The organism is Ignisphaera sp. (genome assembly GCA_038831005.1).
GTDB lineage: Archaea > Thermoproteota > Thermoprotei_A > Sulfolobales > Ignisphaeraceae > Ignisphaera.
This window is the reverse complement of record JAWBKZ010000006.1, coordinates 63884-88874: the sequence shown is the minus strand read 5'-3', so window position 1 is coordinate 88874 and position 24991 is coordinate 63884. Positions and strand designations below refer to the sequence as shown.

The 24991-nt window shown below is 37.3% G+C and carries 28 protein-coding genes; 23 read left to right on the top strand and 5 right to left on the bottom strand.

Features of this window, described 5'->3' with window-relative positions:
* The first annotated feature begins 336 nt into the window (after positions 1-336).
* Positions 337-4134, top strand: a complete 3798-nt coding sequence (locus QXK50_08140) for a CARDB domain-containing protein (protein MEM2009117.1) — start codon at positions 337-339, stop codon at positions 4132-4134.
* 1327 nt (positions 4135-5461) lie between these two features.
* Here the strand turns inward: QXK50_08140 and QXK50_08135 are convergent.
* Positions 5462-5707, bottom strand: a complete 246-nt coding sequence (locus tag QXK50_08135) for a hypothetical protein (protein ID MEM2009116.1) — start codon at positions 5705-5707, stop codon at positions 5462-5464.
* A 291-nt stretch (positions 5708-5998) separates the two neighbouring features.
* Positions 5999-6577 (bottom strand): hypothetical protein, encoded by a 579-nt coding sequence (locus QXK50_08130; protein ID MEM2009115.1) that lies wholly within the window; start codon positions 6575-6577, stop codon positions 5999-6001.
* Between the two features lie 807 nt (positions 6578-7384).
* On the opposite strand from QXK50_08130, the gene QXK50_08125 reads away from it, so the two are divergent.
* The 16 genes from QXK50_08125 to rpl7ae all read left to right on the top strand — a co-directional run bounded on the left by QXK50_08125 (position 7385) and on the right by rpl7ae (position 18338).
* The gene (locus tag QXK50_08125; protein ID MEM2009114.1) at positions 7385-7852 is read left to right on the top strand and encodes a 30S ribosomal protein S13; all 468 of its coding nucleotides are present in this window, start codon (positions 7385-7387) and stop codon (positions 7850-7852) included.
* A gap of 12 nt (positions 7853-7864) precedes the next feature.
* Entirely contained in the window at positions 7865-8374 is a 510-nt protein-coding gene (locus tag QXK50_08120; protein MEM2009113.1) for a 30S ribosomal protein S4, read from the top strand.
* Positions 8375-8389: 15 nt separating this feature from the next.
* On the top strand, positions 8390-8791 hold the full coding sequence (locus tag QXK50_08115; GenBank protein ID MEM2009112.1) for a 30S ribosomal protein S11: 402 nt from the start codon (positions 8390-8392) through the stop codon (positions 8789-8791).
* Positions 8792-8797: 6 nt separating this feature from the next.
* Positions 8798-9655 (top strand): DNA-directed RNA polymerase subunit D, encoded by an 858-nt coding sequence (locus QXK50_08110; GenBank protein ID MEM2009111.1) that lies wholly within the window; start codon positions 8798-8800, stop codon positions 9653-9655.
* The gene (locus tag QXK50_08105; protein MEM2009110.1) at positions 9652-10014 is read left to right on the top strand and encodes a 50S ribosomal protein L18e; all 363 of its coding nucleotides are present in this window, start codon (positions 9652-9654) and stop codon (positions 10012-10014) included. Before QXK50_08110 ends, QXK50_08105 begins: the two co-directional genes overlap by 4 nt.
* Entirely contained in the window at positions 10011-10511 is a 501-nt protein-coding gene (locus QXK50_08100; GenBank protein MEM2009109.1) for a 50S ribosomal protein L13, read from the top strand. The genes QXK50_08105 and QXK50_08100 overlap by 4 nt, the downstream gene beginning before the upstream one ends.
* A 3-nt stretch (positions 10512-10514) precedes the next feature.
* Complete coding sequence (locus QXK50_08095) at positions 10515-10976, top strand: 30S ribosomal protein S9 (GenBank protein ID MEM2009108.1); 462 nt, start codon at positions 10515-10517, stop codon at positions 10974-10976.
* 6 nt (positions 10977-10982) lie between these two features.
* Positions 10983-11183 (top strand): DNA-directed RNA polymerase subunit N, encoded by a 201-nt coding sequence (locus QXK50_08090; GenBank protein ID MEM2009107.1) that lies wholly within the window; start codon positions 10983-10985, stop codon positions 11181-11183.
* Between the two features lie 9 nt (positions 11184-11192).
* Positions 11193-11816 (top strand): 30S ribosomal protein S2, encoded by a 624-nt coding sequence (gene rpsB, locus QXK50_08085; protein MEM2009106.1) that lies wholly within the window; start codon positions 11193-11195, stop codon positions 11814-11816.
* 38 nt (positions 11817-11854) lie between these two features.
* Positions 11855-12709 carry a hypothetical protein gene (locus QXK50_08080; protein MEM2009105.1) on the top strand — a complete coding sequence of 285 codons (855 nt, stop codon included), beginning with the start codon at positions 11855-11857 and terminating at the stop codon, positions 12707-12709.
* 4 nt (positions 12710-12713) lie between these two features.
* The gene (locus tag QXK50_08075) at positions 12714-13481 is read left to right on the top strand and encodes an isopentenyl phosphate kinase (GenBank protein ID MEM2009104.1); all 768 of its coding nucleotides are present in this window, start codon (positions 12714-12716) and stop codon (positions 13479-13481) included.
* Entirely contained in the window at positions 13481-14563 is a 1083-nt protein-coding gene (gene fni / locus QXK50_08070; protein ID MEM2009103.1) for a type 2 isopentenyl-diphosphate Delta-isomerase, read from the top strand. The genes QXK50_08075 and fni overlap by 1 nt, the downstream gene beginning before the upstream one ends.
* Positions 14564-14580: 17 nt before the next feature.
* Positions 14581-15576 (top strand): polyprenyl synthetase family protein, encoded by a 996-nt coding sequence (locus tag QXK50_08065; GenBank protein MEM2009102.1) that lies wholly within the window; start codon positions 14581-14583, stop codon positions 15574-15576.
* A 7-nt stretch (positions 15577-15583) separates the two neighbouring features.
* The gene (locus QXK50_08060; protein MEM2009101.1) at positions 15584-16144 is read left to right on the top strand and encodes a DUF2118 domain-containing protein; all 561 of its coding nucleotides are present in this window, start codon (positions 15584-15586) and stop codon (positions 16142-16144) included.
* Positions 16122-17873 (top strand): glutamate--tRNA ligase, encoded by a 1752-nt coding sequence (locus QXK50_08055; GenBank protein ID MEM2009100.1) that lies wholly within the window; start codon positions 16122-16124, stop codon positions 17871-17873. Before QXK50_08060 ends, QXK50_08055 begins: the two co-directional genes overlap by 23 nt.
* Positions 17874-17954: 81 nt before the next feature.
* Positions 17955-18338, top strand: a complete 384-nt coding sequence (gene rpl7ae / locus QXK50_08050) for a 50S ribosomal protein L7Ae (GenBank protein MEM2009099.1) — start codon at positions 17955-17957, stop codon at positions 18336-18338.
* A gap of 233 nt (positions 18339-18571) precedes the next feature.
* On the opposite strand, the gene QXK50_08045 is transcribed toward rpl7ae, so the two are convergent.
* Entirely contained in the window at positions 18572-18835 is a 264-nt protein-coding gene (locus QXK50_08045; GenBank protein MEM2009098.1) for a 30S ribosomal protein S28e, read from the bottom strand.
* A 93-nt stretch (positions 18836-18928) separates the two neighbouring features.
* On the opposite strand from QXK50_08045, the gene QXK50_08040 reads away from it, so the two are divergent.
* Positions 18929-19108, top strand: a complete 180-nt coding sequence (locus tag QXK50_08040; GenBank protein MEM2009097.1) for a 50S ribosomal protein L24e — start codon at positions 18929-18931, stop codon at positions 19106-19108.
* A 15-nt stretch (positions 19109-19123) separates the two neighbouring features.
* Here the strand turns inward: QXK50_08040 and infB are convergent, their stop codons facing one another.
* Positions 19124-20944 carry a translation initiation factor IF-2 gene (gene infB, locus QXK50_08035; protein MEM2009096.1) on the bottom strand — a complete coding sequence of 607 codons (1821 nt, stop codon included), beginning with the start codon at positions 20942-20944 and terminating at the stop codon, positions 19124-19126.
* 278 nt (positions 20945-21222) lie between these two features.
* Here infB and QXK50_08030 point away from each other — a divergent pair, with 278 nt between their 5' ends.
* Genes QXK50_08030 through QXK50_08010 form a run of 5 tightly spaced genes read left to right on the top strand, consistent with a single transcriptional unit; the run spans position 21223 to position 24603 of the window.
* Positions 21223-21867: a 30S ribosomal protein S6e gene (locus QXK50_08030; protein ID MEM2009095.1), complete on the top strand. Its 645-nt coding sequence runs from the start codon at positions 21223-21225 to the stop codon at positions 21865-21867.
* 44 nt (positions 21868-21911) lie between these two features.
* Entirely contained in the window at positions 21912-23132 is a 1221-nt protein-coding gene (locus QXK50_08025) for a translation initiation factor IF-2 subunit gamma (GenBank protein ID MEM2009094.1), read from the top strand.
* Positions 23129-23560, top strand: a complete 432-nt coding sequence (locus tag QXK50_08020) for a hypothetical protein (protein ID MEM2009093.1) — start codon at positions 23129-23131, stop codon at positions 23558-23560. Before QXK50_08025 ends, QXK50_08020 begins: the two co-directional genes overlap by 4 nt.
* 43 nt (positions 23561-23603) lie before the next feature.
* Positions 23604-24179, top strand: coding sequence for a DNA-directed RNA polymerase (locus tag QXK50_08015; GenBank protein ID MEM2009092.1), 576 nt, complete (start codon positions 23604-23606; stop codon positions 24177-24179).
* A 28-nt stretch (positions 24180-24207) separates the two neighbouring features.
* Complete coding sequence (locus tag QXK50_08010) at positions 24208-24603, top strand: hypothetical protein (GenBank protein ID MEM2009091.1); 396 nt, start codon at positions 24208-24210, stop codon at positions 24601-24603.
* A gap of 71 nt (positions 24604-24674) precedes the next feature.
* Here QXK50_08010 and albA read toward each other — a convergent pair whose 3' ends face one another.
* Complete coding sequence (gene albA, locus QXK50_08005; protein ID MEM2009090.1) at positions 24675-24968, bottom strand: DNA-binding protein Alba; 294 nt, start codon at positions 24966-24968, stop codon at positions 24675-24677.
* Positions 24969-24991 lie beyond the last annotated feature (23 nt).

Here is a 24991-nt window from a genome sequence, read left to right as displayed (position 1 = left end):
TTAATCTCCTACTAACCGGTAGAGAGATTAAGCAAGAGACTGTAATTAAGCTTGCTTAATCTCCTACTAACCGGTAGAGAGATTAAGCAAGAGACTGTAATTAAGCTTGCTTAATCTCCTACTAACTAATGTAGGGAAATTAACTAAGGTGAGGAAAGTATATCTATCAGGATTTGGTTTAATGTAACCCGTAACTCTTCTAAACGGAAGACTAACTACATAGTACTAATAATTACATTACTAGTGATCACAAACAGTATAGCTGGAATAATCCCAATAAGTAGTGAGATAATGGTATTACTTTGTAGTTATAACGATAGGGAGGAGATGTATGGCATGCAACTCCTAAGTTATAATGTCTCTGGACCTAAAGACTTGCATGTTGGAGACTTTGTAGTGGTCTCATTCGTTCTCAGATATGTTGGTACTGTTAAGCAGATAAGGCTTAACAAAATCTTTGTAGGCGCTATATTACCTAACAATACGATGACGGAGTTCGAGGATAGGTCGTTTAGGGGTGTTGTAATAAGTACCGGCAACATCATAAGATATCGTAAGGAGATAGTCCTTACTCAGAAGGGGATTTGGACCTTCTGGCCAGCATTTGAATATTATAACGGAACTGAATATGGTATGGAGCTGGTGAAGTCTCAGCAGCCATGGATTACATGTAAAGTGGAGGTCTTTGAGGGAATATCTACCTCCACTTCAACAACTACTCCGCAACTGCTACCAGACCTAACTTTCGATCCTCATTACTTACAAAGTATAACTTACTCAGGGTGCGAGGGCCTCATAGTATATATTAAGAACATAGGTCAAGCATCCACTAATAGAGGTACGAGAGCACGTTTCACAATAACCAGTACTAGTGGCACTACATATGTACGGGAGTCATTAATACCTCCACTTGCGGCTGGGGAAAGCGTTAGTATAAGTACCGGGCTCTTCATAGGTGTTCCTGGAAATAGTTACACGGTGAACGTCCAGTTAGATTATGGTGATCTTATAACAGAGTCAAGCGAATTTAACAATGAGAGAAGATGGACATTCACGTACAGGAATTGGGATCTCCCACAAATAGACCTAGACCTCTACAACCAAGAGCTAAGTTCACAAAGTAATGGAACTATACGTTTTAATGTACGGAACTTGGGTTGTTTAACCTCACCACCTACGAGAGTGCATATAGGGATTGAGAAGGGTGATATGACTGTTGATCAAGGGATATTATGGTCGGGGCGTGTAGTCGAATTAACCTCAATACAATTAAATAGTATGAGTAGTGGAGAGGAAAGAAATTTTAGCGTGCCAAATGTATTTGACTTAATAAGAAATAGTCGAGATCCTGATCTCCGGGTAATACGTTATGCTAGGTTCCACGTCTGGGTAGACCTAGTAACTCTGGAATTTACCATTGAAGGTAGAGTAGTGAGGATTAATGAAACAGTTGACATAAACAACAGGAAAACCATACTCATAGGTGGTGCTCCAAACATATTAGGTCCTAACACCTACTTCCTCCCTAAGGGACAGCAAACATATACTCTGCATAGCGTCACTAGTAGGATATGGCCAGCTGTAAGCAGTGGGATTGTTGGTGGAATACCAATGCACTATACGTTCAGTATTCAAGGTTGCGGTGCTACTGTATCGTACCGAGAGCTTTACGACCAGTTAGTTATAAATGTGCCAAGAGACTGTAGGGATACATCATTAATGCTCACAATAATTGTTGAAAACGCTGGCATGCAGTCTCAGAAGGGTGTCTGGATATACCTGTATGATATAGGAAATGAGGTTATTCCACTCCAAGGAGTACTCTATAGCGATTGTAAGACGAAAGCAGAATTAGGTGCATCAGAAGCATTTATATTCACAGACCTACCTGTAGGTATACAATACACTCCATTAGCACTAGTGACGTCTGTCACCTGGACTATTGATGTGAATATGTATGAAGCAAGGAACGCTATGGTCGAAATAGAAGTTTCATGGACTAGACCTGACGGGACGAGAGGTACGTATAGATTACCCTTGAGTAGTATAGACACTGATGGAACTATCTTTGGCAATCCTGCTATAATCTTCTCAATACCTAGGAGCACTATCTTCAGTAACACAAATACTAAGGCTGTGAGAGGAAGTATCAAACTCAGTATAACAACTGGCACTCAACAGAGAATTGAACGCACATACTCCCTCTGGATACATGACTCAACAACCTATCCGGTATACCTAAGAAGCTTCCACTTCCAGAATACGCCATGTTCGCACATTAACTGGGAAATGTGGGAGGACTTCTGGGGTGAGGATGCTGTTTGGGACTTTTTATGTATTTTCAAATGTTGGAAATTATGGCATGATTGGGCCTCAGATGCTCTCTACAATTACGTGTTTAAGGAGATGTGCGAAGAGGGTAGATGTTCGGCACATGCGTTAGTAAGTCAAAAATTTAGAGAAACTCCTCAGTCAGTTAGGCTCTATGCTATTCCAGGATGTTCATCGCTAAATCACTGGCCCCAACCCTTCACCCTAGATAAAAACTTCATAGTGATTATGCTTGAAGATCCGCCATCAGATAGCTTCAGTTCGAACATCATGGATCTGGACACGTATTTAACTTACCAGTATATGTGGTCGCTTGATGAAAGAAATTTGAGGCGCGGTACTAGAGCGCTAGTCAGGTGGTTAGCAGGTGAGGACATAATACTAGAGACTTTAAACGAGCTTAGACAATGGGAACGTATGCCGGAAACTCAAAAGTGGAATGATGTACCACTACTGTTTATGTTCTCCTCTGATGATATTAGAAGTAGCCACACAGTACTCGTATATAGGGTTGAGGAAATAAGTGCTAACCATGTGAGGGTTTGGGTACTTGATTCTAACAGGCCATTCCAACCTAATAGTGCTGTAAATCAAGACAATAGTTACGTAGACTTCAGATGCTGTAGGTCTGATGGTCGATGGTACTTTACCTTCTACTTAGATAATGAGCATACAGAGGTTATTGATGGCTTCCTCTTTGCTACGGGTTCCTCACTATTTCATGGTGAGAGTGCTGCTTTGACTGAATCAGATGTATTTTTCGGACTCTTCGAACTCTTCATAGAGTATATGAAATCTTTAGGATATGCTGAGACCTCAGGAGATTCAAATACATCAAATAGAACACCGTCATTAATCATCGTGGGAGGTGATGCTGGTGTTAAAATCAGCAACGTATCCGACGCTATGGGCAAGAAGGTATTCATATTTGATGGTATGACGCCACCAAGTATAGAAGACATGAGCAAAACAGCTATACTTGTGCCTATCCCACTCCCTCTTGCTAATCCGGTATACGTTTTCGTGGCAGGAAGTGAGTTGAACTTAAATATAAAGTCTACAAAGAATGGAACGGTTACACTAGTCTCTAAAAACAGTAATAGGTCTTTATCACTTCAATACTTTGGAAGCCCTGAACGAATAGTCAACCTTATTCTAAATCAGAGCAGAGTAAGGATTAAGAACAATGGATCAGGTAGTTATAGGATAGCATCATCAATCATAGATAATAATATGGCACGTCAGATATTCCTAGAAGTAGAATCCACTAAATACAACTTTAACGTAGACTTCTCAAGCGGGGAAGGATTCATGATTAAAAACTCAGGCGATAAACCACTAAATATCTCTGTAGAGCTGATTGCTCACAGTATGGATGGCCAGCAAAATGCACGCTACATAGGAATTACTATCTCTCCACATGATACCATCATAGCATCACCGAGATCTTGGAGTAACATAAGCAGTAGGCAGTTAATAGTTAGAGTTGATACAGGGTCAAACGGAATAATCGATGAAGAGAGGATAGTAAATCCCATAGGTAGCGTGGTTACTACAACACCATTAACTACCACAGTAACCATTACCTCAACAACCACAACAACTGAAAAAGTAACAACAGTCACAGCTACAACCTCAGTAACTACGTCTTTGCCTCCTGTAACATCAACTATTACAACAATTACTACCATAGTCCCTGAAAGACCTTCTGATTGGAGTAATCAGCAATTACTTATCATAGTTACTCTAGCAATTGTAGTAATGATCGTGGTACCTGTGCTACTAATAACTAAGAGGAAATAAGATGTTGATATAAAATAAAAACTATTTTTTTACTCGCCTTAAATTAGTTATTAATAAGCTAATTTTTAATCATACAGCTAATTTGAGTTAATTAATTTTATATAATTTATATTTTAGAATTAATTATTTAGGGTGGATTGTGATGGGTCTCCTTTACATTCTTGAATAACATGATTGCAATTATAGAGAGGTATTTTCTAGAGAAGTATGTTGACAACTTTTGATACATCTCTGAGAGAGTCTCTTTTGCAATGAATTAGATAATTTTAGTGCAATCTTCGGCAAGTCCTAAAATAGTTTCTATAATTACAGAACTTAAATATGCTAGCATTAGAGTAGCTAATAACTTTGGTCATACTGTTAAGCGTGAGTTTTAAGGCATTACAAAAACACTCGGCTTATGAGGGTAGTTTAATATGAATATGAGTTCATTCCTGTAACTTAAGCCGATTTAGTGCAGTCATGTAACGATTGCAATGAACATGATACTTATATTGCTGGTTGATATACTCTAAATATAAGTCGTATGAACTTAGATGAGAGGTTCTTGGGGAGCAATACTGCCTGCTCTATCTGGTCTATGGTATTGGAACCGAGAACCATGCCATGCTAGCAATCAAGGATCCATCAACTAGGCTCGTCTTCAGTAGAGAGAATTTACAACATCCAGGTCAGGTACAGATCCTATCTTTCTCAAACTTTTCATCGACTGGTCGAGAGGCAAATTCTGTAGCCTTCGGAGCTGAAACAATGAGTAGTGAACATTAGGTTGAGGTACAAGTCGGGAACTTCGTTACTATGTACGGTGAGGCTAAGAGCATCGGCGGTAAACTGCATCGTGATTGGAGACGATAAGTTGAGCTTCTCAGTATACTCAACCAAGGCATAGATTTTGAGGTCTTTGGTAAGTTCTTCGGAGGCTTCATACATAGAATCCCACAGTCTCAGAGACCTCTACGAGGTGATGCAACAAGGTATTTATTAATATCGAAATCAAACAAGACTAAATAATTTAGGAAATATCTATATTTTATTACTAGTGGTACCATCAGTCACATCAATAGTCAGCAGGATTGTTTAGCAGAAAAGGTAATTCCTGTATGACTATTAGAGGCTCCTAGCGATTTCGTTTACTCCTTCTCCGTGAGCTCGAAGTCAAGAGCCTCGGTTTGGTAAACCCCTTGCACTCTATAAACCTCTCCTCCTCATCACTCTTGTTATATATGTCGTAGTGTTCCCTCGGGTTGACGAGCCTTGATTCCCTACCCTCCTCCCGAACTCTCCTAAACCCAAGTGCCGGAAACGTATGTGGACTCTGGCAGGAGGGTCAACGTTGAAGAACACCACTACTATCTCTGACCTTCTTGCTCTCGACCCAAGTCACATATAGAGGGGTAGAAGAGCTGACTCCGACCTCGTTGAGTGTCTTAACCGTAGTGTTCTCATACATCCTCACAGCCTTCAACACATCGTTCATGTTCAACAAGTTGTTTGACGCGTACATGGTGTAGACACTTCTGTAATGATCCAGCTCAACCTTAAGCTTACCATATACCTCATCTACCGGGAGCATTGCCTATTGGTTTGCCCTGGATACACCTTCTTTTTTTTTTTTATCATCTTGGCGGTCACAACGAGCTCTTCTATGAACCTCTTAGCAAGCGACTCCAAGAAGTTTGCATACTCATCGTCCGTGGACATAATGAGTTTCCTCAGTATGACCTCGTCCCAGCGAGTACCTTTCCTTTTTATGTTCTTCCTTTTTCTCTTTTTATACTTATCCTTGTCCTTTTCCAGGACGACGGAGAGAGGTAGTGCACCAATGTACCTGCTGATCCCATCGTATATTTCTCCTCAAGCTCTCTTAATGGTCTCGTCGAATATTGTGTTGCGGAGGATGACCAAGCAAGCTTTCTTCCCCAACTCGAGCTCCTGCTTGCCGAGAGTCTCCACTATGCTGTAGAACTTGTTGAATAATATCCTTTGCACCTCCTCCCCTGTTAATCTTCCCTACCTTCACGAAGTAATCTATATACAATCGTACTGTTTTCACTATCCACTTGTTGTTCGATATCTCGAGGTATAGATTGTAGTCTAACCTCCTCCCACCTAATCTCTTGAGGTAATTCACATAACTCTTCGTAGTTTCCTCCATCAACTCCCTGTCCTTAACCAGATACCCATGAACTTCCCGTAGTACGCTAGCGAGGAGTTCCTTCATCAAATCTACATACTCCTTGTTTGTCATCTCGATTACATGGCTCTCTCCATTCTTAACTATACTCAATACACCCAAAACCATATTATTCCGTAAATTATGGGGATACCCAGAGTTTATGAACTTGTCAAGATTGGGGTAAAAACTCCAAAACCACTTTCTGATCTTGAGGACCGGTAGAGGAACACTTCGCGCGAGTTCAAATCCAGCCCCGGCGCCAAACAAATAAACAAACTCAGTTATTCTAGATAATGTTAAGCTATGTTAAGCTAGATCTCTTTATTAGACATATTATAATAATGCATATGTAACTGTCTCAAGATTGTTGATGTTTCTAGCCTAATTTAGAAGTTCTTAAAGTACATTACATCAACTTATACTAAAGAATATCAATTATCTAGACCATACAATAAGTTCACAAAATTAAATAGAAAATTTTGTGGGAGCGTCGTAATTTTGTGATATACATTAGCTTAAGATATTGATAAATATAACCAAATAACTATCTAGAGAAATTAAACATGTAGAGTATCAGTGAAGAGAAGTCACATCATTATTCAGAAGACCGTCGTATCATCATCTAATACTTTATAAGCTCTCGAAATATAAAAACATATGTGATGATGAACCCAAAACATATGATATATGATTACACCTGTCTCAGCTGAATCCAAAAACGCTATTTAGGAAACATATGTAAAGTTTGTGTGTATTATAGACATTACTAATGATAGATTTGTTATATATGAGGGATCTTATCCCTTTCAATAAACATAGTATATGTACAAACGTTCAGAAATCTATTGTAGAATAAAGTTAAACAATATATTTTAATGTCATAAGTTTAAATCCAGTGACCCCTTCATATCGAGTCTCTACATAATGTTATATTGAAATGACTTTTTAGAGTGTCAGTATTCAAGGCTGTTTAACGTTTATAAGGTGGTTTTCTTTATAGCTTTTTAACCTAGGCAAGGAGTTAAAGATAGGTTATGCTTCAGCATACGACTTAATATAGGGTATGGTGTGGATATGTCATCATCAGGATATAGACATATAGTTAGGATCGCAGAAACAGATGTACCTGGTGATTTGACGTTAGCTTGGGGTTTAGCTAGAATTAAAGGAGTAGGCTACAATATGGCCCTGAGTATATGCAGAGTTTTAGGTTATAGCCCCTCTACGCTTATAGGTTATCTAACAGATGAGGATGTCAAGAAAATAGAAGAAGTAGTAAAGAATCCCCTCGGTTTTGGTTTTCCAAACTGGATGCTAAATAGGAGGAAGGATTATGAAACAGGACAAGATATGCATTTAGTCAGTTCTGAACTTATATTCTATGCTAGACAGGATATCGATAGAGAGATAAAGATCAAGAGCTGGAGAGGTATCAGACATGCTCTTGGATATAAGGTTAGAGGTCAGAGAACTCACACCACAGGTAGAATAGGTCCTACAGTAGGTGTTGCTAGAAAGAAGCAACAACAGCAACAAAAGTAGGGTGTAAAATAGATGGGTGATCCCAAAAAACCTAGAAAGAAGTGGGAAAGCTCTGGACATCCTTGGATAAAAGCACGTCTTGAACAAGAGCTAGAACTCGTCAATAGATATGGTTTAAGAAATAAAAAGGAACTTTGGATAGCTCAAACTTTCCTTAGAAAGATTAGACATAGAGCAAGAGAACTACTAGCTCTATCACCTGATGAAAGGGGGAAAGCTTTAGGATCGTTAGCTAAAAGACTCTACAATATGGGTATAATCGATAATACGAATATTGATATAAATGATATTCTTGCTCTAGGTGTAGAGTCTATCCTAGAAAGACGTCTACAGACAATAGTCTGGAAAAAAGGATTCGCCAAAACTATATACCAAGCGAGGCAGCTGATTGTACATGGACATATAGCTATTAAAGGTAGACGTATAACTTCTCCTGGTTATATAGTTCCTAGAGAAGAGGAAGAAAATCTACATCTTCATCCTACTTCACCATATGCTCAAAAATCTTCCTTAACTACGTAATAAGGTGTATAATCTATGTCTTATACCGAGAGAGAACTTAGGTGGGGTATAGCACATATATATGCATCATTCAACAATACCATTATACACGTAACAGATGTTAGTGGTGCCGAAACTGTAGCTAAAGGTTCTGGAGGAATGGTTGTTAGAGCAGACAGAGAAAAACCCAGTCCCTACGCAGCTATGATGGTGGCCTATAGGGTTGCACAAGAAGCCATAGAGAAAGGTGTTACAGCCATTCACATTAAGGTTAGAGCTCCAGGAGGACACGGACCTAAGATCCCTGGACCTGGAGCTCAAGCAGCAATTAGAGCCTTGGCTAGAGCTGGATTTATTGTTGGAAGAATAGAAGATGTAACACCAATACCTCATGATACAACTAGAAGACCTGGAGGAAGACGTGGTAGAAGGGTGTAATACGTTATGGAAATGACTCTGCTAGAGATTAGTAATGAAGCACTAGAGATAGCCGTAAAGGATGCCCCTCTCCCTTTTCTTAATGCTATTAGAAGATACTCTTTAGCCAAAGTACCTACATATGCTATAGATGAAATTATGGTTGTTGTTAATACATCATCCATGTATGATGAAATTCTAGCTCATCGACTAGCCATGATACCGTTAACCGTAGAAGAAGTAAAAGACAGGATACGAGAAATAGATCCAGAAGTATGCGAGAAATGTTCATCCTCGCCCAAAGAGAAAGCTATTGAAAAAGAATGTGAAACGTGTTACATTCATATGGTTCTCGAAGCTGAAGCAAAAGAAAGTGAAACTACAGTATATTCAGGAGATATAAGAAGTGAAGATCCTCTAATAAAACCTGTCTATAACAATATACCCATAGTCATCCTAGCACCTGGGCAAAGGATTTCCCTAGAGCTTAGAGCTAGAGTAGGTAGAGGACTTGAACATGCTAAATGGAGTCCTGCTACTATTGCCGTAACAAGATATGTTGCAGATATAAAGATAGAAAAAGAATTGTGTAACTTATGTCGAAAATGTATTGAATTATGTCCAAAAAACGTCTTTGAAATGGATAAGGATAAGATCAAGGTTATTAACACATACAATTGTATACTTTGTAAACAGTGTTTACAAAACTGTCCTATTAAAGCTATAACGATATCTCGCGTCGATAACAACTATGTATTGAGAATAGAGAGTTCGGGCTCTATGAGACCAGAGTCTATAATTATAGAATCTGTATATATTCTTTTAAACGAATTAAATGAATTAGAAAGATTCGTGAAAAGCATTAAACATGGTGCACAGACATGAAGAAGACAGGTCCTACAAATTATGTCACCAGAAAAACCATCAGGATTTTGAGGAAATACTCAAAACTGTATAACGCAAGGATATGGAGATACGTAGCTGAACTCCTTGGGAAACCATCAAGAAAAAGAGTGGTTGTAAACTTATCTAAGATAAATAGGTACACCAGCAATGAAGATGTAGTTGTAGTGCCGGGTAAAGTACTGGGAACCGGAAGCTTAAACCATAGGGTTACTGTGGTAGCTATATCGTTTTCACAACAAGCTATAGCAAAAATAAAATCCATGGGTGGTAGAGCTATACATATTCTAGAGTTTTTGAATGAAAATCCTAAAGGTAGTAGAGTAAAGGTGATAAAATGAGCGTCAACATAATTAGATCTAAAGATCTCAAAACCTATCTGATTTCAAGAAATTTACGTGAAATTGTTATTGATGCAGAAAATTCTATACTTGGCAGACTTGCTTCTCTAGTAGCAAAGCTAGCTAAACTCGGTTTTTCAGTACATGTGGTTAACGTCGAGAAATGTGTAATTACTGGGAAGAGATCTATGGTTATTAGCAGCTATAAACTTCTTCTTAATGTTAGAACACATAAAAATCCATATAGACATACCATGAAGAGACCTAGAACACCTACAGCAATATTCAAGAAGGCTGTGAAGAATATGCTTCCCAAACACAACTGGCTAGGTTTGCAATCCCTCAAGAGAGTTAAATGTTATATAGGTGTACCGGAAGATATGAAGAACAGAGACAAGATAAAGATATTAGATACAGATGCCTCGTTTTTAGGTAGAAGAAATATCGTTACTGTAGCTGAAATAGCTAAAGAACTTGGATGGAGAACAAGGCGATAAGATATGAATAATGAAGGCTCAACAACTACAGTCATTGGTGCTTATCCTCAGATTATAGCAGGTAAAAAGATAGTCATTAGCATTGGAAAGAGAAAGACATCTATAGCTAGAGCAGTAATAAAGCCTGGTATAGGTAGATACAGAGTTAACAGCATACCTGTAGAAATTTGGTCTATAGAGTTGGCACGACTAAAGATGATGGAACCATACATACTTCTATCTCCAGAACTTAGAAACAGTGTGGATATTGATGTACATGTTGAAGGAGGAGGTGTCATGTCGCAGGCCTATGCTGTTAGAATAGCTGTAGCAAGAGGACTTACAGCGTTTTTCGGGATACCATCCTTGTTAGAGCTATTCAAAGAGTACGATAGGACTATGATCGCTGGTGACCCAAGGAGAACAGAACCAGAGAAGTGGATGAGATATAGTGCTAGGAGATTTAGACAAAAATCATATAGGTGACCTAATATGATAATACCTGTAAGATGTTTTACGTGCGGTTATCTGATAGCCACTAAGTGGGAAGAATATAGTAGACGTGTAGCCAGAGGTGATGATCCTAAAAAGGTTCTAGATGATCTAGGTATAAAGAGGTATTGCTGTAGACGTATGTTCTTATCTCATGTAGATTTATTTAAGGATGTAATAAAGTATGGTAACATAAAGTAGGTGATATAGATGAGCGAAGAACAGAAGACATTTAGTCAGCAAGAACTTCTTGTGCCCCTCGAACAATATCTTCAAGCAGGAGTACACATAGGCACGCACACATGTACTAAACATATGGAGAAGTTTGTATTTAGAGTTAGACCCGATGGTCTCTACATACTCGATATAAGGAAAACTGACGAGAGATTGCAAATTGCAGGGAAATTTCTTAGTAGATACGAACGTGGAAAAATCATGGCTGTATCCACTAGGCAGTACGGGAAACAGCCAGTAGTAAAATTTGCCGAAATAGTTGGAGCTAAAGCTGTGGTAGGAAGATTCATACCTGGAACACTTACCAATCCCAGACTCGAATGGTTCTATGAACCAGATGTTATAATTTTAACAGATCCTAGAGTTGATCAGCAACCTCTTGAAGAAGCCATGAGTGTGGGCATACCTATCATTGCTTTTGTAAGTACTGACAATAAGTTGTCAGGAATAGAACTAGCTATACCGGGTAACAATAAAGGAAGAAAATCTCTAGCATTACTCTACTGGACATTAACGAGACAGATCCTTAGAGAAAGAGGAGAAATTGGTGCTACAGATACGTTACCTATATCAGTTGAACAATTTGAAACCACAACATAGTTACACTTAATGAGATTACATATCACAACTGTGTTGTTATGAACAGAGCATCTTTTGTTCGTAGAGTTCGTACAGTAGTTCCATTAATAGGTATACCTATCAAAGGCTGCAGAAACACTTATGTCTCAACTATAATTAATCATGAATGCATAATGAGGGCTTCCTACAGATTTGTACGATGCTCTATAAAAGCTCTAGATAATGGCGAGAAGGTACATCAAGGTAGTGTAACCAACTATATAAATGAATATATGAATATGATATTAAGCGAATTACTAGATATGTGTATGAATGGAGAAATATCTATAGAATGTCCTTTTAAGGTTCCAGATATAGTGCTATTTGTTATTGGAACTACAGAATTACTTCTCAATACATTTAAGACTAGAAAACTTGAGTACAAGGATTACCAACATATTTTTGCAGCATTAGATAGAAAATTCTGGTCTATAGATATAGAGAACGCATATTTATATTCTCTACGCTGTGCATATATGAATAAAGCAACATGTGTGTGCAGAGATGTATATGATGTGATAAACTTTGAACCTGTGGATATAGACCTTGAGTTCATATATGAAAATAAATGCCATAGAGATCTATGTCTAGAGTTAGAGAATCCATACGATAATGTTACCACAACCTATATGCTTAAGTTCGTTACACATGTAGTTTCGAAAATGGTCCAAGATCTGAATTCTTTCAACTATGTTTCTAAATCAATTGAAAAATACCTTAAACTACTCTACGACATAGAAGTTAGGACTGCTTTAGAGAATATTGAAGGGAATGCAACTATCAATCTATTTAATATCTTTGTTAAACCTGTAGCAGATATATCTACCATAAAGATCTACAAACTGAGGTTAAAGTATCTAGAAAGAGAGGTGTAGATATCTGGAAACAATCATTATTAAGCTTGGGGGTGCGCTTCTAACCGATAAATCTAAACCTTTTTCTCTACGTCACAATGTATTGAATAGAATATCAAAAGAGATAGCTCATGCCTATCGAAAATGTACCTCACGTATAATCATCATACATGGTGGAGGAAGTTTTGGTCACTATGTTGTAGAGCAACACGATGTACCACATAGCTGTAATGCTATTAACCAAATTGTATTGTTTATGAGGGAATTGAACATGATTATAACGGATTCGTTATCTTTCTTCGGGATCCCCGTTATACCATTTGATACGCATGCATTAACAACGATTGAAGATAGTGAGATTCATATCCATCTAAAGCCTATAGTATATGCGTTAAATTTAAACTCAGTCCCACTACTCTATGGCGATATAGTACTTAAAGAAAGTGGAGCAGTTATAGTGTCTGGAGATGAGATATCCTGGTATCTAGGTAGACAGTTAAAACCATCGAGAATACTGTTTGCAACAACAGTTGATGGTGTTTACGATAAAGATCCCGCTAATCCCGATGCAAAGATGATTAGAATTATAAAATTGAGTGACTTAAGAACTGTAGACTTTGGGAAAACCAGAGGATTCGATGTAACTGGTGGTATGAAGACAAAACTGTCTCTAGGGCTGAAATATCTTGATGAAGGAATTAAAGAGGTTCTAATATTTAATGGATTTAGAGAATGGTCCGTCTATAAAGCTATATGTGGTTACGATATTGAGGGGACTAAGGTGGTTATTTAGTGGATATAAGTAATAGAAAAGAAGAGCATATAATTCAAGCACTCAGATCCGAAAATCAAGGACCTCTACCTACACATTTCGAAGATGTTATTTTAGTACATCAGCCTCTTGTTGAAGTATCATATGATGAAGTATCACTTGAAACAGTATTCCTGGGCTATAGGCTTGGAGCACCAATAATTATTTCGGCTATGACTGGCGGTACAGCCACGTCTTATGATATAAATAAGAGGCTTGCTTCAACAGCTGAAAAGTATAGATTTGCTATAGGTGTAGGTAGCCAAAGAGCTATGATTGTTAATCCTGATACCACATACACGTACAGAGTTGTTCGCGAAGAAGCACCTAGTGTACCGGTGATAGCTAATATAGGTATTGCCCAGCTTACAAAACTCGGTAAACAAGACATTGAAAGAATTATAGAGGCTATAGAGGCTGATGCTCTAGCTGTTCACCTCAATATACTTCAGGAAATCGTTCAACCAGAAGGAGATAGAGATTTTAAGGGATTGATTAAAGCGTTGGAAAAGATTATTGAATGGCTTAGCATTCCAGTAATAGTGAAAGAAGTTGGAACTGGTATAAGTAGAGAATGTGCTGAACTTCTCAAAATGATGGGTGTAAAGATAATAGATGTTGCAGGTGCTGGTGGAACTAATTGGGTTTCCATAGAGCTAAGCAGGATTAAAGACAAGAAATTAGTAGATATCCTTAATATATTCAGGTATTGGGGTATTCCTACCGCAATATCTATAGCTGAGGTTTCGTCAATAGATAGCGTTACTGTTATTGGTAGTGGTGGTATTAGGGACGGCCTCGATATAGCTAAAGCTATATCATTGGGAAGCGATATCGTTGGTATTGCACAACCTTTTTTAGCTCATATCATTAAAAACACTGTTGATGATTATGTACAATCTATTTTAACCCAACTTAAAGTATCCATGATGTTAACAGGATCAAAAAATATACAGGAATTAAAGAATGCAAGAATAGTTATAATAGGAAAGCTAGCCACCTGGATATGTGCACGTAGACTCAAGTTACGGAATAAGTATGCTTATATATCTTGCTTAACATAGGATATTTTGTGATCGAAATGAGTTTCCTAGATTATGCTACGATAGTATCATATAAAGTTGATCAATTCATATACAGCATTATTAGTGGAGAGCCCGCAGAACTTTATGAAGCTTCTCTACACTATATAAAGGCTGGTGGTAAAAGACTGCGTCCATTGATAACTATTTTAGCTAGCAGAATTGTTGGTGGAAATGAAGAAACAGCAATACCTGGAGCAGCTGCTGTAGAGGTTCTACACACATTCACTTTAGTACATGATGATATAATTGATAAGGATGAGCTTAGACGAGGAGTACCGACAGTTCACAGATTATGGGGAATCGATATGGCTATAGTAGCAGGAGATACCCTATACGCTTATGCATATAAATGTTTGTTGCAGGCATTAAGTTATGGTACATCAAGTGACCGGGTTTCAAAAGCTATAGAGTATTTAACAGAGGCAGCAATAACTGTAGCAGAAGGTCAAGCACTTGATATGCTTCTTCCTTCACGTTCTACAGTAAGTGAAAGTGACTACATAAACATGGTTAAAAAGAAGACAGCCACACTATTTGCTGCATCAGCAGCTATAGGAGCTGCTCTCGCTGGTGGTTCAGACGATGTTATATCCAAGTTGTGGAACATCATGATCATGGCTGGAATAGCTTTCCAAATAAGAGACGATGTTTTAGGACTTATAGGTGATGAAAGAACGCTTGGTAAACCTGTGTACAGTGATCTAAGAGAAGGTAAAATGACGATACTAGTAATATACGCATTGAATAGAGCTGATGAAAAATATCGAAACAAAATGAAATTCGTTATCGGCAATAGAGCTGCTACCCATGAAGAGCTAGCAGAAGTTGCTGAACTTATAAAGAACTTGGGAGCCCTAGAGCATGCAGAAGCTATTGCAGATGAATATGCAGAAAAAACTATAGCCTTAGTTGAGTTATTGAATTCTGTTGATAGTGAAGCATTGCTAATGATGAAAGACGTTGTAAGATTTATGGTGAGAAGGAATTACTGAACAGTATTTGTATCCTTCAATATATGTAAATAAACTATGCCTATCTTCTATAGAAAACACAATCAAGAAACTCAATGAATATAACTATAGAGCTTATGGTACACTAGATCTTGATACATATATAAATGAAGATAAATACATTTACGTAAGTGAAGACTTGTCCTTCTTCTGCAATAATCAATATGATAACTATGAGAAATACATTGAAATCGTATATGAAAAGGTAATGGGTTCCGTAATAGATTTTGATGAGAAGAGAATAGTTTGTGATATGGCTATGCTTATTCCCAAACACAATAAAGTTCTACATGTACCAAAAAATACACATATAGAGATTATTGAAATTAGTGGAAAACGTGTACATCCTTTGGTGGATATAGGTAGTAATATTTCAAGAAACTCGAAGTTGTGTTACACAGTCACCAAGAAGTATGAAGTAAGAAGCATTAAAAGTGATATAGATGGTGTAGTGATATACGTTGGTGAAGCTTTTTTAGATAAAGAACAAACTATCTACATAATTATTGCTGAAGAGGGTAAAACCCATGAGCTTACTAGATGTCATTAAAGATCAGATAAAACAGATAGCGCTAAAACATGCTCTTGCAAATAGGTTTAAGTATGGTCAAGCTAAACCAGAACCTATCGTCAACAAAATTTTAGGCGAATTCAAAGAAGTTCGACAGTATGCAAAAGAAGTTATTGCTATAGTTAGAGATGTTGTTCATTATGTAAATAGCTTAAACAATGATGAATTTAGGAAACTTATTGATGAATTAAATGTCTCACTAGAATCTGAACACAAGGTGGAAACAAAAATTCTTCCACCACTTCCAAACGTCGATAAATGGAAAAACGTTAGAACTAGGTTTGCTCCTAATCCTGATTTCCCTATACACCTTGGAAACGCTAGAGCAGCTATACTTAGCCATACTTATGCAACAATATATAAAGGTAATTTTATCCTTAGATTTGAGGATACTGATCCAAGGACAAAAAAGCCCATGCCTGAAGCTTACGAAATCATTCGCGAAGATCTTGTGTGGCTAGGAGTTTTATGGGATGAAGAATATATACAGAGCCTTAGAATGGATGTATACTATGAGTATCTAAGGAAGCTTATAGAAAGAGGCTATGCTTACATCGATACATGTAATCCAGAAATATTTAAAGAATTGAGAAATAAAGGGATCCCATGTCCTCATAGAGATGCGGATCCTTCAACAAATATGGAGAAACTTGATAAGATATTTGCAAGAGAATACGAAGAAGGTGAGGCTGTAGTTAGAATCAAGACAGATTTAACTCATCCTGATCCAGCTGTTAGAGATTGGGTTATCTTCAGAATCATAGATACCTCCAGGTATCCTCATCCAATCACAGGCGATAAATATGTTTTATGGCCTACTTATAACTTTGCAGCAGCCATAGACGATCATTTGATGAATATAAGTCACATATTGCGAGGAAGAGAACATGCACTAAATACTGTTAAGCAAATGTATATATACAACTACTTTAATTGGCACTACCCCGAAGTCATTAACCTTGGGAGAGTAGGTCTCGAAGAGCTAGTTCTTAGCAAGTCTTGGATAAAGACACAACTCAAGTTGAACCCAGACAAGTTCATGGGTTTTGATGACGTTAGATTCGGTACAATTGCAGCTTTTAGAAGAAGAGGTGTTATAGCCGAGACAATAAGACAGATAATTCTAGATCTAGGGATTAAAGGTAGCGACGCTAAAATAAGCTGGAAGAATATCGCAGCCCTGAACAGGAGGTTGTTGGATCCAAAAACAAAAAGAGTTTTTGTGGTATGTGATCCAGTTAAAGTACACATAAATAACTTACCAGTACCCCTATCGATAAAAATTCCTTATCATCCATCTACAAATCTAGGTCAGAGAGAGTATATCATTAAATCTTCTATCGTGTATATCTCTTCCAAAGATGCTGAGGTATTTATTAGGAACGGTTATTTAAGGCTCATGGAGTTTGCGAACATAAAATTCTTAAGAAAAGAGAACGATGCTATTATCGCTGAGTACATAGGCGGTGACATTGAGGAAGCTAAAAAATTGGGAGCGAACATTGTTCAATGGGTTTCAGCAGACCATAACATCAATGTGCGTATTATTTCGGTAAGAGGCATGAATCTAGACATAATGAGATGTTTAGGTGAAAGTTCATTACTAGAATTCATTTTAAATGATATAGTTCAGATGGTTAGGATAGGTTTTGGTCGTATCGATGCTATCAAAAAGAAAGGTGTAATAATTATTCTAACACATGAATAGCATTTTCAACATATCTTAAATACTAGTGTCTATTACTCTTAACATTGTACAGAGATATACCATAGATATGGTGTAGAAACTATGTCGAAACCATTTTATGTAAAATTCGAGGTACCTCCAGAAATAGCAGAAAAAGCCTATCAAACACTTAAGAAAGCACGAGAAAAAGGAGGTAAGATAAGGAAAGGTACCAATGAGGTTACGAAAGGAGTAGAAAGAGGATTATGTAAACTAGTCTTAATAGCTGAAGATGTTGATCCACCTGAAATAGTTGCACATTTACCACTACTGTGTGAAGAAAAGAAGGTGCCTTACCTTTATGTGCCTAGCAAAAAGAGACTCGGTGAATCTGCAGGAATAGAGGTTGCAGCTGCATCAGCTTGTATATCAGATCCTGGTGAAGCCAAAGTAGATTTAGACGAGCTTATAGCTAGATATCAAGAACTTAGAACAAAGGCTGGGTAAACTAACAATTTGTGATCATCAACTACAGTGGATCAACTAAATAAAATTATTTTTGTAGACCTAAGGTAAGGGATAGTCTAGCTTTAGATAATCAGATAATCATTCTCTATAGTAGAACTATGGAAATCTAAGATTTTTATTAAATGTAGTATAGAGAAATTGATGAATATGATAACGTTGCTTGGAGTAAAGATATATACTCTATAAATAGCTAGAACTAACTAACGAGGTGTTTACCTCCTTACACTAAGTTTTCTAGCTTCTCTTTCTGTTTCTCTAAGAATCACTATATCTCCTACTCTCACAGGACCTCTAATATTCCTTGTAAGTATTCTTCCCTTATCTCTACCTTCCAGGATCCGAACCCTTACTTGTATAACTTCTCCTGTAACACCTGTTCTACCAATTATTTGCACAACTTCTGCTGGAAAACCTATCTTCTCTATAACGTTTATATCGAGTTCTTTAGATTTTTCTTCAATAGTTACTTTACTCATCCTACTTACCTACAGTTTAGTGATAATTGTTAGAGCTTATAAGCTTTAACATAGAAGTAATCCCAGACAAGTAAATATAGTACGTGATGGAATATGGCAGTAAAAAGAAATTGTAGTTATTGTTCAAATGAGATTGAACCTGGTACAGGACTCATGTTCGTAAGAAATGATGGTACTATTATGTGGTTTTGTTCGAGTAAATGCCTCAAGAATTATAGACTTGGTAGAGATCCAAAGAAATTGCCGTGGACTAAAAGCTATATATCAAGATAAATGAGTGTCAACTTCTTACAACTGCATTAAGAACGCTGAATACTCCGGCTCTTTAGCTGATTTAATCCTTATAATCTCTTTTAACGTCTCTATGGCCTCTTCATCAAGTTCTTTTCTGAACTTAGACACTAAAAGCTTAACATGGCTGAGTGGGATATCGGAATACAGTACATCTCCTTCCTTTATATGTCTACCAACCATAACGTTACCTTTAATAGATATAGCTACCTCTTGACCTTTTCTAGCCTCTTTCAATGTCGTGCCCATGTGCTGTATCTGTTGAACTTCACCCACATTTTTTCCATCAATTCTCATTAATGGAGCACCAGGCTTTAAAACACCACCTAAAATCTCTACGCCAACTATTGCTGGATCACTTCTTCTGAAAACATAACCTGGGAGTATCTTAATCTTTACAGGTAACACTATTGATTCAAGTTCTTTCTCTATGTCACGTTTCTTTTCTTCCTCAACCCAGTTTATATAATCTTCAAGCAACTTATATATTATATTACCTGCAAACACCTTAACGTTCTCTTTCTCGATCAAATCCTCTGCATCTGGTAAAGGCCTTACATTGAATAAAAGTATCACACCTAGATATTTATCATCTCTAGCAACTATAGAGGCCTCTATAACTTCTCTCTTAGTTAGAGGACCTACATCAGCTACTCTTATCGGTATAGATCTCTTTGATAATGCCGTAATCAGCGCCTCTAATGTACCTAGGGTATCGGTTTTAATTATAACACCATTCACATCTTTCCTTATCCTGATCGATTCAACCTCCTCCACTACATTCTTTTTGTACTCATCTATAGCATTTTCATTTGGAACAACATAGAATGGTGAACCAGCTATAACATCCTCAATACCTGGAGCAACAACTCTTACACCTGCAGCAGCATAAACAGATTCAACAGGTCTGAGCTCGCTTTTAGCTACACGTATATCTGTAAGAGGTTTAGGCATGAGAAGTGCCCTAACTCGTGTAACTATAGGACCATTAATGCCTGCTACAACAAATATGTCTTTTTCACGTAGAATCCCATCATACACTATAACGTCTAGAGCTGTTCCGTAACCTGGTTGTTCTTTAACTTCGATAACAACTCCTTTAGCAGGTCCTTCAGCATATCTTAATCTTTCAGCCATATACCTTTGCGCGACTCCCGCCAATATCGCTAGAAGCTCTGGTAAACCTTCTCCTGTTTTAGCTGAGACAGGAACTATCGGTACTGTCGACATGAAGTCCTTGACTCTCTCGAAATACTCTACATTTAAATTTAGGCTTATTAAATGTGATATGAGCTTATAGAGTGATGCTTCAAACCGCTTGATCGTTTGAGGCGACTGCTTCCTGAAACTCGCGATTATCGGTTCATTAGCGTGAGGTACCCATCCAGGAATCTTATCTATCTTATTAGCCACTATGATAAACGGTGTTCCTCTAGTTCTTAATATCTCTATGCTTTCCACGGTTTGTGGCATAACGCCCTCGTTTATATCTATAACGAGAATAGCTATATCAGCAACACTGCCCCCACGTTTTCTGAGGTTCGAGAAAAGTTCGTGACCTGGTGTGTCTATGAAGAGAAGACCGGGTATATCTAGCTTAAACTGTATGACTTTCTTTAATGGTGCTGCTATTCTCTCAATTACAGATGAGGGTACGAGACTTGCACCCACATGTTGTGTCATTTCTCCCGGCTCCTTTTTGACAACAGCCGTACCTCTTATCTTATCTAACAACGTTGTCTTACCATGATCAACGTGACCTAAAACTACAACTATAGGTTGTCTCATCTTCCTCTCTGATTTTGAATCACTATACATTATTTGTCAGCCTGTAAACACTTCAAAATACAATTTACCTGAATATACAGAAAGGTATTTTAAAACACATGGTAATCTATGAACATCATATATGCAGTTACACACATAAAGAATAACTACTCTGCTTAAACTTAGTACAAATTTTATTAATCGATACACTGTTTTCCCGAATTCCATCAAATTTGGTCTCTTAATGAATTGTATTACATGGATTAAACCAACATAGTTTTTAAGGTTGTACAAAAGGTATTCTGAGATAAGAAGGTGAAATACGCTACATGCCAGAGTATGTAATAGTGGTTTCAGATCCGCGTGTTAAGAAATCTAGAGTAATACCTGTTAGAGTCGTTGGACTAGAGAATCTAGAATATGAAGAGAAACATAAGGAACAAAGAGTGTTTCCGATAGTCAAAATGAATCCAAGATTGATTGATATGATAAAACCTGAACTAGGGATCGTTGTTGTAAGGATATGGAAGAATAAAGCTGCCAGAGAGAAAGTTAGCTTTGTAGCTAAGGCAACTGAAGATCCCTCTATTGATGTAATGACAGTAGGAGTTCCATTATCATTTCTAACAGAAAAATTGGGTACAAGTCAAACAATGGGCGAAGTATTCCGCGCACCTTCATTTCAAATAAGAGTATCAGAACCTGTAGCATCTAGGCTTATAGGTCTTAAAATAGGTGATAAAATTGATGGAAAATTGATAGGCTTTCCTAATATAACATTGGAAGTAAGAGGAGGTTCTGATCTAGCTGGTTTCCCAATGAGAGCTGATGTCGATGGCAGTGTTAAAAAATACCTGCTTCTTTCTGCTGGACCAGGCTTTAGACCTAAAGAAAAAGGTGAGAGACGTAGAAAACTTGTGAGAGGTAACACAATATCGCCAGAATTAGTACAGATAAATACTGCTATTGTTTAACTGAGTACGGAATTTAAATATACTACAGTACTTGGGCTTAGCTTATGTTACACATACCTGAATTGAATATAGGTATTGTTGGTCATGTAGATCACGGAAAGACTACACTAGTTCAAGCTCTAACCGGACAATGGACTGCACGACATTCAGAAGAACTTAAAAGATCTATGACGATAAAGCTTGGATATGCCAATGGATATTTAGCTCGCTGCAAAAATGTTGAAGCTCCTCAATCATACAGAACTAATCTTTTATGTCCTGATGGATCTGAAGCAGAAATAATTAAAAGCGTATCCTATGTTGATGCACCTGGACATGAAATATTTATGGCTACAATGCTTTCAGGTGCTTCATTAATGGACGCTGCTATACTTGTTATAGCAGCTAACGAACCTTGTCCTCAACCACAGACAAGAGAACACCTTATGGCCTTAGATTTCATGGGCATAGATCAAGTCATCATAGTACAGAATAAGATTGATGTAATCACTAAGGAACAGGCAAAAAGTAATTATAGACAGATATTGGATTTTCTTTCAACTACTAAATACTCAAAAGCTCCAATAATACCCATTAGCGCCCTGCATGGTGTTAATCTCGATGTACTTGTCATGACTATGACAAGATTATTTAAAACTCCGGAAAGAGATCTCAGTAGACCTGCATATATGTTAGTAGCTAGAAGTTTTGATGTTAATCCTCCTGGTACACCACCAGAAAAACTTGTTGGAGGTGTTATAGGAGGAGGATTAATCAGGGGAGAAATCAAGGTAGGCGATGAAATAGAGATAAAGCCTGGTACAAGAATTGTGGAAAAAGGATCTACAAGATTCGAACCTTTAGTAACAAGAGTGGTTAGTATAAAGTATGGAATTAGAGATTCAAATCGAGCAATACCTGGAGGACTTGTAGCTATAGGTACATCACTTGATCCCTCATTAACCAAAGCAGATACACTAATAGGTAATATCGCGGGCCATAGTGTACCAGATCCTGTTAATTCACTATTGATAGAATATAAGCTATTTGAACGTGTCGTAGGAACGAAACAGCTTGAAATAGTAGAATCGATAAAACCTAGAGAAAACTTAATGTTAACAATAGGAACCGCTGTAAGACTTGGCATTGTAACTAAAGTTGCAAAAGACGAGATTGAGGTAACTACGAAGGAGCCCGTAGTCATTGTACCTAAAATTAATGTAGCTATAGCTAGACAAGTTAAAGGTAGATGGCGGTTAATAGGTTGGGGACGCATTAAGTCATGACCAAAACATATTCTGAATCCTCATGTATAGCAATTCTCGATACAAGCATAATTTTACTCATAGCTCAAAATAAGATAAAATACGATGACGTAATAGAAGCTATAAACGGATGTACACCATCATTAATTCTGCCCGTATTTAATGAACTCAAGCATATAGCTAGTGAGAATACTGAAAGAGGTAGACTTGCTCTATGGACTTTAAATAACCTAGTAAGTAAGCTCAATATGGTTCGTATTGAAGGTAATGAAGTAGCTAAAGGTGATGAAGCTATATTTCACATCATAAACAAGCTTAAGGATAGGACTAGAATAGTTGTTGTTACTGCAGACATAGAATTAAAGAATAAGCTTATAAAGAACCACATCAATGTTGTATGGTATAGAGAAGCTAAAAATGGATTAGAATCTATCACTTTTTTAATTTGAACAGATAAATGATATATGCAACTCGATATGGTGATTATGACTAATGTTCAGAATATACAGATTAAGTGATGTAATCAGGATAGATCCATCAAAATTTGGTAAACCATTAGAAGAAATAGCTTTCGAGGAGTTACGAAAGAAATATGAGGGACTGAAAGATAAGAACTTAGGACTCGTTTTAGCAATAATAAATATTAAAGTTGATCCAGAAGGCTTTATACCCTTAGGCGATGGTGCGCCACACCATAGAGTCGAATTCGATGTGCTAACCTATGTACCTATAATTAATGAAGTTGTTGAAGGTCCCGTAAACATAGTTGGGCGAATGGGTATTACCCTCAAAATAGGACCATTAGAAGGCTTTGTTCATATATCACAAATAGCTGATGAAGAAGTTAAGTACGATCCTCTAAGGAACTCTATAGTTCTTGTTCAAAGCAAGAAGGTTATTACTCAAGGAGATATTGTAAGAGCTAGAATTACATCTATATCATTTGTTCCTCAAGCAAAGCTACCCAGAATAAGTATGACTATGCGACAGCCTTATCTAGGAAAACTTGAATGGATTGAAGAAAAGATACGAAAATTCTCTTTTCATGATGAGCCTCGTAAGGTCTGACTAATGATGTGAAAGGGATACTGATGCTATGGTTTGGATAACAAAGCGTGAAGTTGCTTACTATGTTGTAATCAGTCAAGTGTTTAGAGATAGACCATTTAATATAGGCGAAGCTCTAGATATTCTGACTATCTTAGGCAGTAAAAGTGTTGCTAGAAAGATTATAAAAAAACTTATCTCACGAGGTCTTCTAGAGAAAATAGATAGTGCAACATATAGAGTGAAGAATTTTGAGGATTTTTTAGCTAGAACATTAAAGGAATATATTGTAGAGAGAATAGCTAGAACATTAAAATCGAGCGGATTCAATATAGAGAAAATGCCGGGCAGTAACCTATTGATATATACTTGTGAGAGTCAGCGTATTGATTCTGTGCTTAATCCATTAAAGAATATTATCGATATTAAGTATGTATGCATTTGAACTGATGCTTGATATGATTATGAATATAATAAAAAATTTGTTAAAGACTTTATTGTAGGTAGTCATCATAGTTAATCTTTCTTTGATATAACAATCTCTATTGTTGAAACTCTGCTTTGCCTACCTTCGCTTCCAGATATTGATTGACTACCTATTGATATACCCTTGATCTCTACTTTTCCTGGAAGGAATCTGTTTCTCACTATCTCGATAGCATCTACAGCTTTGCTTATGGCTCTTCCTCTAGCTTTTACTATTATCTCACTGACTCCTTGGTTCAACAGTGTTAGTATTGCTAATACGTAATTCATTACTGGTTTTTTACCTACAAGTACAGTGTTTGCAGCTGCTGGTGCCTGTGACATTTCCAACCCTCTTCATGTTTTAT